Genomic DNA, 13,610 nt, shown 5'->3' with positions numbered 1-13,610 from the left:
GACCACTTCACTCGCCGCTCCAAGCAGAGTCGCACCAACCGCCTCGTCAAACAGCTCGCAAGCCTCGGATATCATGTCGAAATCACACCCATGGCTACGACCGCGTGAGTTCTGTTTCCTTTCAGGCGCAGAGGCACGGAGTCATGAAGCTGACGACCAAGGCGGCGTTGGCGCTGATCCTGGGCGCGGGCCTCGTCGCATCGGGGGGTGCGTGGCCGGCCCTGGCGCAGGCGCAGCCGGCCGCCGGCACGCCCCAGGGAAGGACCCAGGCCGAGCGCGATGCGCTCGCCGCCCTGAAGCGGGCCGGCTACCAGGTGAGCGAGCTGCGCACGACCAAGGCAGGCGTGATCGCCAGGGCCGCCAAGGACGGGCGCGAGCTGTCGCTGCTCGTCGATTTCACCGGCAAGGTCATGGCCCTGCCCGACGGACGGTGACTCACCAGTCGAGGACCTTGATCTGGAACTCCACGCCCGTCTTGCCCGCCGCGTCGACATAGGGCGTGATCTCGATCGGCAGCCTGATCGACGTGCCCGGGATCTTCAGGTCGGCGGCGAGGCTGAGCTTCATCTTGGCCTGCCATTCCTTCAGCAGGCGTTCCGCGGTGCCGTCGACCTGGCGCTTGAACTCCAGCCCGGCCTCGCCCTTGAGCGAGATCTCGACCTTGCTGATCGTGCCCCAGGTGATCTTGTCGACGATCTTGAGCGCGCGCAGCTTCAGCTTCAGCGCCTCGATCTCGGCCGTCACCTCCTCGATGCTGTTGGCGCCGACCTTGAGCGTCAGCTTGGCGCCGGGCATCAGCTGCACCTGCCGCGTGTTGGTCTTGGCGTCCCAGATCGCCACCTCGATCTGGCAGGTGAGGTAGCTCTTCACCTCCTCCCGCTTTTCGTCGGCGTCGCGCGCCTTGGCGTCGTATTCCATGTTCAGCGACGCCTCGAGCTCCGGCCCGACCGCGGCCTGGATGCGCGGCTGGCGGTCCCACATGTACGGCCCCGTGCGCGGCGGCGCCATGTCCAGCGCATAGAGCACGACGATCCCGGGCTGCTCGATCGGCGCGCATTTGTAGGGCACGTAGACCCGCACCCCGTCCTCGCCCAGGCCGCATTGCATGAGCTTCATGCGCGCGCTCCACAGGATGTCCTTCATCCGGCCGCGCTCTTTCTCCATCTCCTCCGTCGTGAACATCAGGATGCGGGTGCTCAGCAGCCCGACCACCGCCGCATGCGCCTGCGGCGTCTTGATGCGCATCTCGCGCACGCGCCGCGCCAGGCGCACCACCTTCAGGCTCTCGGAACCCGGCGACTCGCCGGGATACAGGAATTCGCTATCGCTCGACATGGCCGCACCTTTCCCCGTGGTCGCTTTGAAGACGAACCGCAGAGACACAGCGCACGGGAAGACATGAGCTGCGTGCCTCCGGCGCGCATGCAGCTCCTCTCGCGTGATCGCTGTGTCGCTGTGCCTCTGTGGTTGGTCTCGTCGATCGAGCGACAATGCCCTACGCGACGCTTGCCCGGCCCCGCCGGCATGCCGGCGGGGATATGTCTGCTGACGCGATCGTTACGGCACCGGCTGACGCCCGGCGGACGCGCTACGCACGCGCGTAATGGACTACCCCGAAACTAAGTGAGCGTTTTATCACGATACCGGATCGGCGACACCCCGTCAATGCTGCCGGGCGCGGGTGGCGGGTCGGTTCCATGGATGACGGCTTGCAACCCGCGCCCATCGGCGCGCGTAATGCGATCATCACCGGCAAGTGGCACGTCCCGGGCGCCGGTGGCTGAGAGACGGCTCTGCGCTCCCGCCTGCATTCCAGCGGAGAGCGCATATGCCCTTCGATGATTGGTCCCGCGATCGCGGGCGGCATCTGGACGTGATATCCCGCAGCCGGGAGATTTGCGAGCGCAGCAACCGGCTGTGTCGGCAAAGCGCCGCGCTGTGTCGCCAAACGCGGTTCCTCATGGACACGGCACGCCGGGAGCAGCGCAGCCGCAGATGTCCGGATCTGTGGTCGCTGTACTACGATGGCCCGACGCTGGACCGGCCAGGCGGCGCCAGGAATTCAAGCTGACCCACGACCCGGGCGCGTCAGGTGATGCCGCCGTCGAGGCTGATGGCCTGGCCGGTGAGGTTCCCGGCGGTCGCGAGGTAGACCGCCAGCGCCCCCATGTCCTCGGCCGTCTGCGGCCGGCCTTGCGGGATCAGGTCCTGCACGCTGCGCTGCCAGGCGGCCTCCGCCGTCTCCTCGCCGCGGCGGCGCGCCTGCGACAGCAGGTCCCACATATGGGTGCGCACGATGCCGGGGCAGATCGCGTTCACGGTGATGCCGTCGCGCGCCACCTCCTTGGCGAGCGCGCTGGTGAGGCCGACGACGGCGAACTTCGAGGCGCAGTAGTGCGCCAGGTTGGGCGAGCCGCGCTTGCCGGCGATCGAGGCCACGTTGATGATCCGGCCGCCGCCGGCGCGGCGCAGCTCGGGCAGCGCCGCCTTGCAGCACAGGAACACGCCCTTGGCGTTGACGCCCAGGACGCGGTCCCACTCCGCCTCCGCCATCGTCTCCAGCGGGCTGATGCCGATCACCCCGGCGCTGTTGACGGTGATGTCGAGCCGGCCGAAGGCCTCGACCGTGGCCCGCACCATGGCCTCGACCTCGGCGCTGCGGGTCACGTCCACGCGCAGCGCCACGGCGCGCCGGCCCAGCGTGCGCGCTTCCGCCGCGACCGCCTCGGCGCCGTCCCCGTCGAGATCGGCCACGGCCACGTCGGCGCCCGCCTGCGCCAGCGCCAGCGCGATGCCGCGGCCGATGCCGCGGCTGCCGCCGGTGACATAGGCCGTCTTGCCCTGCAGGCTCATCGCCATCTCCCTCGCATCCTGTCGACACGAGTGGGTCTATAGCCGAGGCGCGAGGCTGCCGACAGCCGCGCCCTTTCGGGCGCGGCCCTGTGGGGCATCGGTGTGACGGCGCGCAGCGCCGGGAACATGCCCGCACCAGGCTCGTTCTCGTCAGGTGATCGTCATCAACGACGGGCGCGGGCGGCGCCTCTCCGGGACTGCCTGGAAGGTTCGCGCACGCACCGCCCGTGACCGGCCCAGCAGGAGGTATTCCATGCCAGCCAAAGGTCTTCTGACAGCTGTTGCCATTCTCGCGGTGCTCGGCGCGTGCTCCTACAAGGAGGAGAAGGTCGTGCAACCGCGGCCGGCCCCCGCCCCCGCCGTCGTGACGCCGGCCCCGAGCGCCAGCGACACCTGCGTGCGGCAGGGCTATCCGTCCGGCACGCCCGCCTACGACGCCTGCGTCGCGCGGATGTCGCGGCCTTAGCGCATGGCACGACGGCCCGCGCCGCGGCGTGCGCGCGCCGCCGCCCTTGCCGGCGGCGACGTTTGCGTGCGGCGCCTGAGGCGTTCTACCTCGAAGCGCGCGTGTAGAGTTCGGCCAGCTTCGGGACTCCGCTTCAATGAGGCCAAGGCTCTTCAGCCTTGGAGAGGAGACTGGAGACAGATTGTTGTTGGAGTAGAATTGGCTTCAATGAGGCCGAGGCTCTTCAGCCTCGGAGAGTCGCCGTTAAACTCAAAGTGGCAACCCGGAATCTCCTGCGCTTCAATGAGGCCGAGGCTCTTCAGCCTCGGAGAGGGCGCGCGGCAAGTGGGTGGCGATCTCATCGCGGGTGCTTCAATGAGGCCGAGGCTCTTCAGCCTCGGAGAGCCGCCAGCAGGTGCTCGCCGATCTGGCCTCGATCATGCTTCAATGAGGCCGAGGCTCTTCAGCCTCGGAGAGCGGAAAAGTGAGTGCACCGGCGAGCGGAACGCCACGAGCTTCAATGAGGCCGAGGCTCTTCAGCCTCGGAGAGCCCGGTCCCGGCGAGGGGCACGGCGACGTCGTCGACGCTTCAATGAGGCCGAGGCTCTTCAGCCTCGGAGAGCTCGGACTCAATGGTGGGATGACTTGGAGCGGTTCGGCTTCAATGAGGCCGAGGCTCTTCAGCCTCGGAGAGTAGTTGGTGGCATCCTAGCAAAAGACAGGAAGACCTGCTTCAATGAGGCCGAGGCTCTTCAGCCTCGGAGAGCGGATGGCTGGCAGATAAAGAACAGCACGTCGACCAGGCTTCAATGAGGCCGAGGCTCTTCAGCCTCGGAGAGGAACCGGCCGCAGCGGCACCCGTACGGTCGCCGACATGCTTCAATGAGGCCGAGGCTCTTCAGCCTCGGAGAGGATGACATCATCCATGTTGAGCGCGCCATCAACGATGCTTCAATGAGGCCGAGGCTCTTCAGCCTCGGAGAGCTCGCGCCAACCTCGACCAGAGCCGGGAGGCGGTGGCCTTCAATGAGGCCGAGGCTCTTCAGCCTCGGAGAGCCCGCCCCGCCATGGTCACCCGCGCCTTTCTTGGAGGCCTTCAATGAGGCCGAGGCTCTTCAGCCTCGGAGAGCGATTGTTTCTGGCGTCATACAGCGGAGGCGCGACCCCCCTTCAATGAGGCCGAGGCTCTTCAGCCTCGGAGAGCGCCCAGGTCCGCGCCGCCCAGGTACGCGCCAGCCTTCCTTCAATGAGGCCGAGGCTCTTCAGCCTCGGAGAGCGGCAGGGTCACAGCCCGGGTTCCGTGCTTGGTCAGCCTTCAATGAGGCCGAGGCTCTTCAGCCTCGGAGAGACTTGGCCGGCATGGGGCCGTTGTCGGACGTCGCAAACCTTCAATGAGGCCGAGGCTCTTCAGCCTCGGAGAGTGCTAGTCCACGGCACGGGCTTATAGGTGCCCGCTGCCCTTCAATGAGGCCGAGGCTCTTCAGCCTCGGAGAGCTTGACCATTTCGTTGGGATCGAGATCGAAGCGCCGACCCTTCAATGAGGCCGAGGCTCTTCAGCCTCGGAGAGAACCTCGCGGGCGCCAACCTCGAGGACGCCAAGGGTCTCCTTCAATGAGGCCGAGGCTCTTCAGGCTCGGAGAGATCACGGTCGGCGTGCAGCCGGTCGCCGCGATGCCGGCCCTTCAATGAGGCCGAGGCTCTTCAGCCTCGGAGAGCGCGCCCGAGGCGGATTTGATCACGTGCCATTTCGATCCTTCAATGAGGCCGAGGCTCTTCAGCCTCGGAGAGCAGCAACTGACATCGACGATGCGCGGCGACTACCTCCTTCAATGAGGCCGAGGCTCTTCAGCCTCGGAGAGCGAGCAGCTGCAGTCCCGTGTCAACGGCAAGAAGTGCCTTCAATGAGGCCGAGGCTCTTCAGCCTCGGAGAGCGCACGCGCCGGGGGCCACATCACGGCGATCGACCTCCTTCAATGAGGCCGAGGCTCTTCAGCCTCGGAGAGCGCCAAAGAGTCCAGCAGGCGATCCCACGCTTTGGTCCCTTCAATGAGGCCGAGGCTCTTCAGCCTCGGAGAGCAAAATGGCAAAGGCAAAGCGCCCCACGCTGGCTGACCTTCAATGAGGCCGAGGCTCTTCAGCCTCGGAGAGCCAAGAGTGTCCGGAGCCGAAGTGTCAGTACCGACCCCTTCAATGAGGCCGAGGCTCTTCAGCCTCGGAGAGTTTGCAAGATTTGTTGAAGTCTATTGGGGTCTTTAGCCTTCAATGAGGCCGAGGCTCTTCAGCCTCGGAGAGCGTGTCGATTGCGGCGCCGTCACATGGATGCTGCGCTCGCCTTCAATGAGGCCGAGGCTCTTCAGCCTCGGAGAGACGGCCAGAGTCGATCGCGTCGAAGCCGGCTCGCTTCCTTCAATGAGGCCGAGGCTCTTCAGCCTCGGAGAGCTTGTCGGCATGCGCCAGCAGTTCCGCGATATCAGCCAGCCTTCAATGAGGCCGAGGCTCTTCAGCCTCGGAGAGCTTGACCGCGTGGCCGGAGCTCTTCAGGACTTCCTCTACCTTCAATGAGGCCGAGGCTCTTCAGCCTCGGAGAGTCTCGCACTCATCAACAAGCTCCACGAAGAAGTGAGTCCTTCAATGAGGCCGAGGCTCTTCAGCCTCGGAGAGAAGCCATGGCTGCCGCGGTCCGTCGTGCCAAGCCTGCCTTCAATGAGGCCGAGGCTCTTCAGCCTCGGAGAGGACATGGTTATCGTCAGCGGGGACAAGGACCTTAAGCCTTCAATGAGGCCGAGGCTCTTCAGCCTCGGAGAGCTTCTTCTTGGCCATGTCGTCCTCCCTGATGGCGCTCTTCAATGAGGCCGAGGCTCTTCAGCCTCGGAGAGCATGTTTGATCAGCTCCTCGCGGCTGCCGTGGCGCGCTCTTCAATGAGGCCGAGGCTCTTCAGCCTCGGAGAGCTCCCGCTTACCTGTTCTCACCGGATGCCACGCGAACTCTTCAATGAGGCCGAGGCTCTTCAGCCTCGGAGAGTCCAGAAGCTTGTCGAACGGCCGCGCGACAATAGCCTCTTCAATGAGGCCGAGGCTCTTCAGCCTCGGAGAGCGTGCTGCCGAAAGGAATGAAGCCGAAACAAGGATGCTCTTCAATGAGGCCGAGGCTCTTCAGCCTCGGAGAGTCCACGTTCGATATACTCGAATTCGCTGGCGATCTGGTCTTCAATGAGGCCGAGGCTCTTCAGCCTCGGAGAGGCACGCGGACTACGCTCGCCACTATCGCGCCATCGGCAATCTTCAATGAGGCCGAGGCTCTTCAGCCTCGGAGAGCCGTTCCCCAGGCGAGGGCACTTCGCCGGCCGCAGCGGCTCTTCAATGAGGCCGAGGCTCTTCAGCCTCGGAGAGCCCAGCGTAGTGTGGGCTCGTCAGCAACCAGCTTGATCTTCAATGAGGCCGAGGCTCTTCAGCCTCGGAGAGCCTTCTTCTACGGCAGGGAAGAGCGCGACGCGGAGAATCTTCAATGAGGCCGAGGCTCTTCAGCCTCGGAGAGCTGTTGTCGACGAGAACGAACCTGTCGACGACGAATCTTCAATGAGGCCGAGGCTCTTCAGCCTCGGAGAGTCGCGCCGCCCTCGGCATCCAGACTCCTTGTTGCCCACATCTTCAATGAGGCCGAGGCTCTTCAGCCTCGGAGAGCGGCGACAAGGACGGCAAGCCTGGCAAGGGCACGACCAGTCTTCAATGAGGCCGAGGCTCTTCAGCCTCGGAGAGCCACCGGCCGATGGCCAAGGTGTGGCTTGATATGGGCCTCTCTTCAATGAGGCCGAGGCTCTTCAGCCTCGGAGAGAACGTCTATGACGCCATGTTCACGAGTGGCATATCCGTTCTTCAATGAGGCCGAGGCTCTTCAGCCTCGGAGAGAAGCAGGCTACCGAGGCCGCCACCGGAGCCGCCACCGCTCTTCAATGAGGCCGAGGCTCTTCAGCCTCGGAGAGTCTTGACCGCGCATCAGCCATTTATAGTCGCGCTGATTCTTCAATGAGGCCGAGGCTCTTCAGCCTCGGAGAGACGACGCCAACCGATGTGCCGCGTCAGTACCTAATGGTTCTTCAATGAGGCCGAGGCTCTTCAGCCTCGGAGAGGCGGAGAACGCCGCCGATCTTGCGCGGCTGGCTGCGTCTTCAATGAGGCCGAGGCTCTTCAGCCTCGGAGAGCGCGGTAGGCATCGCGCCAGTTGTCCGCCGCGGCGTTTCTTCAATGAGGCCGAGGCTCTTCAGCCTCGGAGAGGAAGCGCGCAGCGTATGCGCCACCGCGATCGCCGGGTCTTCAATGAGGCCGAGGCTCTTCAGCCTCGGAGAGCGTAGTTCCATGACCGTCGAGCGCATCGCGGTACTTTCTTCAATGAGGCCGAGGCTCTTCAGCCTCGGAGAGCTCTTTCTTCGCCATATCGAGCGCCAGAAGATCCCGTTCTTCAATGAGGCCGAGGCTCTTCAGCCTCGGAGAGGGCACGAATGGCATCTGCTGCGGCGAGGACGCGTCCTCTTCAATGAGGCCGAGGCTCTTCAGCCTCGGAGAGGCGCCCGGTATAGAAACGTCCAGCCACCGACGCCCTCTCTTCAATGAGGCCGAGGCTCTTCAGCCTCGGAGAGGTGAGATCGACGACGCCTTGAGCCGTGCCCGCGGGTCTTCAATGAGGCCGAGGCTCTTCAGCCTCGGAGAGGGATGCTGGCGCACCGCCGCTTCGGCCAGGGCCGGACCGTCTTCAATGAGGCCGAGGCTCTTCAGCCTCGGAGAGTCGCCAGCCGGCAACGGAACGTCCCTGCCGAACGCGTCTTCAATGAGGCCGAGGCTCTTCAGCCTCGGAGAGGCGGTCCACCTCATCCGTCATCGAGCGCATCTGCTCGCCGTCTTCAATGAGGCCGAGGCTCTTCAGCCTCGGAGAGCATCGGTCGGTGGAATGACACTCGTACCAACTACGAATCTTCAATGAGGCCGAGGCTCTTCAGCCTCGGAGAGGGCCGGTCCGCAAGCCCTTGAGCCAGCTTCCGTCCGGCCGACGTTTTCGAGCGGTCCCCGACAGCCGGCGAGAACCGGCGAGACGTTTGCTGGCGATGCGTATTCACGATGTCCAATACCCAAGCCTCCTCAACACGTTATCATATTTCGAGCGGTCTGCGCCCCGGCGGCGCCATTGGACCGCTCGAAACGCGCCGGCAGCCTGTCGACCACGGACCGACAGGCCACCGCCCGATCCACCGCCGACCTCGCCGGAAGCTGCCCTGCCCCGCCGGCTCGGCCAGGCCCAGCCCAGCCCAGTCACCCTGCTATATCACCGTCGCCTGCCGCTCGACGCGCGCGAAGCTCTTGCCGATGCTCTCGATCGCCAGCGCGATCCGGTCGGCCGGCCCGACATCGATGATCAGCACATGGTCCTCGCCCGCCTTCACCAGCTCGCGCAGCCGCGTCTCCAGCTCGGCCCGGCGCCGGCGCGCCAGCCGGCACTGGAACACCGACAGCTGCAGCCACTCGCCATAGCCCTGCATGGTCTTGAACACGCGCCGCCAGCGCCGGCTGTCGGCGATGTCGTAGGCGATGATGTAGAGCCGCTCGTCCGCCATGCCCGCCTCACCGCGGCAGGTGGTGCGGGTAGCCCGGCAGCTCGCCCAGCAGGAACCGGCACAGCAGGCGGGCCTGCACCAGGATCAGGCGGCGCATGCTCAGGCGATAGCCGAACAGCGGATGCGTTGTCTCCTGCGACAGCCGCCGCTCGAAGGCGTCGACGAAGCGCCGGCGCCCGGCCGGCGTGAGGCCGGCGCCGGTGGCCGCGACCACGAAATCCTCGGGCCGCACCTCGCCCGTGTTGACCGCCGACAGCACCACCGAATCAGCGATGACCGGCCGGAACGGCTCCATGAGGTCCAGCGCCAGCGCCGGCCGGCCATAGCGCGGCGCGTGATAGAAGCCGCGATACGGGTCCAGCCCCACCGCCGCCAGCGCGATCGTCAGGTGGCGGCCCAGCATGGCGTAGGCCAGCGACAGCATGGCGTTCACCGGATCCGCCGGCGGCCGACGGTTGCGGGCATCGAAGCGGAAGGCCATGGCGCCGCCGAGGCCGGCGCCGGCCGGAGCCGCCTCGGCGAAGCCCGCGCCCGCACCGATGCCGCCGCCACCGGCGCTGCCTCCAACCGCCGTGCCGGCCGGCGCCAGCAGGCCGGCGAAGGCGCGGAAATACGCCGCCGCCGCGTCGCCCTCGATGCCCAGCAGCTCCGGCAGCGTGGCGGCGCCGCCGGCCGCCTTGCGCGCCGCCGACAGGCGCTGCAGCACCGGGTGGCGCGCCTCGGGATCGCCGCGCCAGTTGCGCCGCAGGATGGTGCGCTGGTTCAGGACCTTGGCCGCCACCAGCTCGCGCGCGAAGCGCAGGCAGAAGGCCTCGTCGAAGCTGGCGCGGTACTGCGCCGTGCGCACCTCGACATTGCGATGCCCGATCCCCTGCGCCATGCCGCGGAACCAGCCGCCATGGCTGTGGAACGTGACCGGGATCTCGCGCTCCATCAGCGTCGCCAGCGCCGGCGTCGTGATCGCGACATTGCCGAACAGCGCCACGTCGGAGATGTCGATCAGCCGCACATTGGTCTCGCCGCCCTCCTCGTCGGTGATCTTCAGCGTCTCGCCGTCCTTGCCGATGCGCGCCCGCTGCGACTGCACGACCAGCGGCAGCGCCTCGTCGGCCGGCACCGCGATCGGCCGCGGCGCCAGCGCCGAGCCGCCCAGCGCGCTGATCTCGTCGGGCAGGCAGATGCTGACCAGGGCGCAGCGCGGGCATTTCGGGCTGTCGCGCAGCGGCGGCGGAATGCGGCCCTGCGCCACCAGAAGCCGCAGCCCGTGCACGGCCGAGCGCGCCGCCGCGCGCAGCGCCTCGTCGAGCACGATGCGCACCCGCTCGCGGCTCTCGGCGTAGTAGATCGCGCCGGCATCGACGCGATAGCCGTGCTCCTCCAGCAGCAGCGCCTGCAGGCAGACCTGGATGCGCTCGGGCTCGTAGGCGCCCTGCGGGACATGCGGGCGCTTGCCGCGCTTGTAGTCGATGGGCGTGACGATGCCGTCCTCCGCCTCGGCGACGTCGATCTTGGCGATCACGCCCAGCGCCGCCGACGACAGCGTCAGCGCCCGGCTGACGACCTTGGGCTCGGCGGCGGCGCCCTCCAGCATCTCGGGCGCCGGCAGCGGCGCGTTGGCGCGATCGACGCGGGCATGCACGCGGTTGCCCTCGACCGTGTCGCCGGTCTCGGCCCATTCGGACTGCGTCCACATCAGGTAGGCCAGGCGCGGGCAATAGACGTACTCGTTCACCATGCGCGCCGGCACCAGCGGCGTCTCGCCGGCGAGCGGCGGCGCCGGGAGGTCGAGGCTGAGCTGGACGTCGGATGGAGTCATGGCTCACCGGGCGCCGACGTGTGCCGGCGCGCATGGTGAACGAGTACGTCTATTGCCCGCGCAAATCTTTCACGCCCTGCCCGGCGTGCCTGCCAGTGGACAACGGCCATGACGTGAATCCCCCCTTGCGGGACCGAAGCCCCTCACGTGACTTCACTTTGCTTCTATTGGTAGGTGATAGTACTCTCATTCTCGTGCAAATGAAACGAGCAAACGACCGTGCACGAAGCGGCTGGTTCGACAGTCCAAGGGCGCAAGGCAGCATGGAATGGGTAGTCTTGTCAGATCTTGACGCCCTGCCCGTCTATAGTAGTATTGCTATATGGTGATCGGCAATCTCAAGCCGCTGGCTTGGATCGCCAACAGCCGCACCGCTCTCAAGGAGCTGCCGGATCAGGTGCAGCGCACCTTCGGGTACGCGCTCTATCTCGCGCAGTGCGGGGACCATCCGCCCGGCGCGAAGCCTCTCAAGGGATTTGGCGGCGGCGGTGTTGTCGAGGTGATCGAGGATCATGACCGCAGCACCTACAGGGCGTTTACACTGTCCAGTTTGAAGGCATCTACGTCCTGCATGTGTTCCAGAAAAAATCGAAGAAAGGCGGCGCAACGCCGAAGCCGGACATCGACCTGATCGAGCGCCGTCTCAGGCGGCACGAAAGGAGCATGAGCAATGGCGCCGCGTAAGAAACAACCCGCCGATTCACTAAGAACCGTTGAGGACGAGATCTTCCATGGCAGCGGCAACGTCTTCGCCGATCTAGGTTTCCGCAATGCCGACGACATGCTCGTGCGTGCCGCTCTGCTGCGGCAGATCACGCACATCCTCGCGGAGAGAAAGCTGTCACAGGCCGCGGCTGCCAAGATCCTAGGACTGAAGCAGCCCGATGTATCAGCCCTGCTCCGTGGCCGCTAACCACCTGACGCCCTATCGACCCAGAGAGTCATCCCAGGGAAAACGCCGGTCTTGCCTATGCCGAGCCATCTCCGCTCCCGACCGTTCCATACCCAGGCGCGTACGCCCGCGCGGCTGAGCAATTGTTTTGCTCCGCCAATCGGCGCCGGGCACAGCTCCGCTCGATCAGGTGCAGGCGCATCGAATGCCGGCTCCTTCCCCTCCTCGACGTGGCGCCAGAACAGCCGCACATCGGTATCGCTCGCATCACGGACGTAGAGCGACACATCGACATCAAAGCCGGACAGGTCCGGGTCGGTGTCATAGAGATCAAGCACATCACGTCGCCGGATGACTGCTCCCCGCTTCGGGGCGGAAGGTGCAATAGCGGCGATGTCAGCCGGTCCGCATGCGGAAAGATGCTCCAGCTTCTCCCGCGCCTCCCCGAACTCCTGTGCGGTATAAGGCGCTTCCTCCTGTTCTGGCATGTCGACCCAGAAGACATCCGCGCCCTCTCTGCCGCATTCGCCATAACGATTGCAGCGCCCAAATCGTTGTACGAGTGACGACCAGGGGGCAAGCTCGGTGATGAGCACACGCGAGGACACGTCAATCCCGGCTTCCAACGCCTGCGTGGTTATGACAACTCTTCCCGCCGATGGCGTTTCGCTTTTCAGTGCGTCCATGCGTTCATCCCGTTCCTTCTTACGGAACCGGGAATGGACGAGAATTGCCTCGCCGATAGGACTTTTGTTGTTGAAAGCATCGAAAACTGCCTGCGCACGTGCGACTGTATTGAGAAACACAATCGTATTCGTTCTCGGCTTAGCCAGGGTGTGGATTTGTTCCGCAAGCTCGGCCGCGTACCTCGTGAGTCCATCACCTCTGGACGCGGGTGAAGCAGTCATGTCCAAGCGGTGGAGCCGCTTGACGCCACGCCACAAATGTCCCGCTTCATGAAGATCGGCCTGCGACAGATCGTGCTGGCGGCTTATGTCCTCTGGTGTGAAATCCACTGTTTTCAGCCAGGAAGGATCGAGCGTTGCCGACATCCACAAGGTGCGGGACTCGCGCGCCATACCAAATCGGCGTCGGAATTCTTGAAGTTGTGCCGAGGTGGGAAGTGCCGCACCCATGAGCTGGACTTCGTCGAAAACCCACAGCGTACCATTATGCAGCAGGGCGAAATCCACCGGCCAGCGATAGCGGGAGACGCCATACCCGCGCATCAGGGCGGCGGAGACCAGCATGTCTTGTGTCCCAATTAGGATAGCTGGCCGCTCGGGTTGAAGCATCCATTCAGGGAGTCGCCTCCCGTTGCTCCGCCCGCCTATCAGCACATCGAGATGAATCGGCGCAAGGTCTGGAAAGGCCTTCTCCGCCGCGGCGATCCACTCTTTCGCGGCGACCTCTGTCTGCTCAACCAGTGTTCGCATCGGAAGACAATATATAAGCCGCTGAGGCGTTCCCGGGTCGCGCTTGCCGATCTTCCAAAGCCAGGCGGCAAGCACCGCGGCAGTTTTTCCGAAACCGGTCGGTATGATACGTGTCTCGGGCCAATCCTCCTCGGCGAGCCTCTCCTGGTACGGGCGTGGTTTTTTGCCGCCGGCCCCTGAAGAAAAAAAGGTCTCAAAATTCATGGTCATCCACGGCTGCTGCGTTTCCCAGAGACTTCAGCGGGAGGACGCGTCACCAAGCTACAAACCGGGTGCATGCGCGCCCAAGGCAACGACACCTCATTCCGAAGACACCTTGATCGAGCCAAACCGATACGGTCGGACCAATGGAACCAGGTCTCGCGCTGTCATGTGCAGGCCGCGACGACTCAGCCAGACCACCGCGACACGGGGCATCCAAAGGTAGCCCGTGACACATTGCCAATGGTCGATCGCTCCAAACCGGCAGTGACCGCAACCCGAGCGTCACTTCGATCTTCCACTGAGGAGGCGTGTGGGCTTGGGGCGGTGCACCATAGAAACGTTACACCGCCGTGGATCGTC

Annotated in this window: 8 protein-coding genes, 1 pseudogene and 1 CRISPR repeat array; of the genes and pseudogenes, 4 read left to right on the top strand and 5 right to left on the bottom strand. The window is 65.2% G+C overall.

What is annotated here, in order from left to right; translation table 11 throughout:
• Nucleotides 1-143: 143 nt before the first annotated feature.
• Nucleotides 144-434, top strand: a complete 291-nt coding sequence (locus FHP25_RS38470; protein ID WP_147852312.1) for a PepSY domain-containing protein — start codon at nt 144-146, stop codon at nt 432-434.
• 1 nt (nt 435) lies between these two features.
• Here the strand turns inward: FHP25_RS38470 and FHP25_RS38465 are convergent, their stop codons facing one another.
• Nucleotides 436-1,335 carry a hypothetical protein gene (locus tag FHP25_RS38465; protein WP_147852311.1) on the bottom strand — a complete coding sequence of 300 codons (900 nt, stop codon included), beginning with the start codon at nt 1,333-1,335 and terminating at the stop codon, nt 436-438.
• A 753-nt stretch (nt 1,336-2,088) separates the two neighbouring features.
• Entirely contained in the window at nt 2,089-2,859 is a 771-nt protein-coding gene (locus FHP25_RS38460) for an SDR family NAD(P)-dependent oxidoreductase (protein WP_147852310.1), read from the bottom strand.
• Between the two features lie 247 nt (nt 2,860-3,106).
• On the opposite strand from FHP25_RS38460, the gene FHP25_RS38455 reads away from it, so the two are divergent.
• Nucleotides 3,107-3,319 (top strand): hypothetical protein, encoded by a 213-nt coding sequence (locus FHP25_RS38455; protein ID WP_147852309.1) that lies wholly within the window; start codon nt 3,107-3,109, stop codon nt 3,317-3,319.
• A 130-nt stretch (nt 3,320-3,449) separates the two neighbouring features.
• A CRISPR array of direct repeats spans nt 3,450-8,300; the repeat unit is 36 nt; unit sequence TCTTCAATGAGGCCGAGGCTCTTCAGCCTCGGAGAG.
• Nucleotides 8,301-8,608: 308 nt separating this feature from the next.
• Here the strand turns inward: FHP25_RS38455 and cas2 are convergent.
• Together cas2 and cas1 are read right to left on the bottom strand one after the other, a co-directional pair.
• A complete protein-coding gene (gene cas2, locus FHP25_RS38450) occupies nt 8,609-8,902 on the bottom strand; it encodes a CRISPR-associated endonuclease Cas2 (RefSeq protein ID WP_147852308.1) in 294 nt (97 codons plus the stop codon).
• Nucleotides 8,903-8,909: 7 nt separating this feature from the next.
• Entirely contained in the window at nt 8,910-10,718 is a 1,809-nt protein-coding gene (gene cas1, locus FHP25_RS38445; RefSeq protein ID WP_147852307.1) for a CRISPR-associated endonuclease Cas1, read from the bottom strand.
• A gap of 322 nt (nt 10,719-11,040) precedes the next feature.
• Here cas1 and FHP25_RS42815 point away from each other — a divergent pair.
• Nucleotides 11,041-11,402: pseudogene (locus tag FHP25_RS42815) on the top strand (type II toxin-antitoxin system RelE/ParE family toxin).
• Entirely contained in the window at nt 11,389-11,631 is a 243-nt protein-coding gene (locus FHP25_RS38435) for a helix-turn-helix domain-containing protein (protein ID WP_147852306.1), read from the top strand. The pseudogene FHP25_RS42815 and the gene FHP25_RS38435 overlap by 14 nt, the downstream one beginning before the upstream one ends.
• Here the strand turns inward: FHP25_RS38435 and cas3g are convergent.
• Nucleotides 11,628-13,256, bottom strand: a complete 1,629-nt coding sequence (gene cas3g, locus FHP25_RS38430; RefSeq protein WP_147852305.1) for a type I-G CRISPR-associated helicase/endonuclease Cas3g — start codon at nt 13,254-13,256, stop codon at nt 11,628-11,630. The two genes, FHP25_RS38435 and cas3g, sit on opposite strands and share 4 nt — an antisense overlap.
• Nucleotides 13,257-13,610 lie beyond the last annotated feature (354 nt).

Origin of the sequence: Vineibacter terrae, assembly GCF_008039615.1 — a bacterium.
Lineage (GTDB): Bacteria > Pseudomonadota > Alphaproteobacteria > Reyranellales > Reyranellaceae > Vineibacter > Vineibacter terrae.
This window is presented reverse-complemented; position numbering and strand designations above follow the sequence as displayed.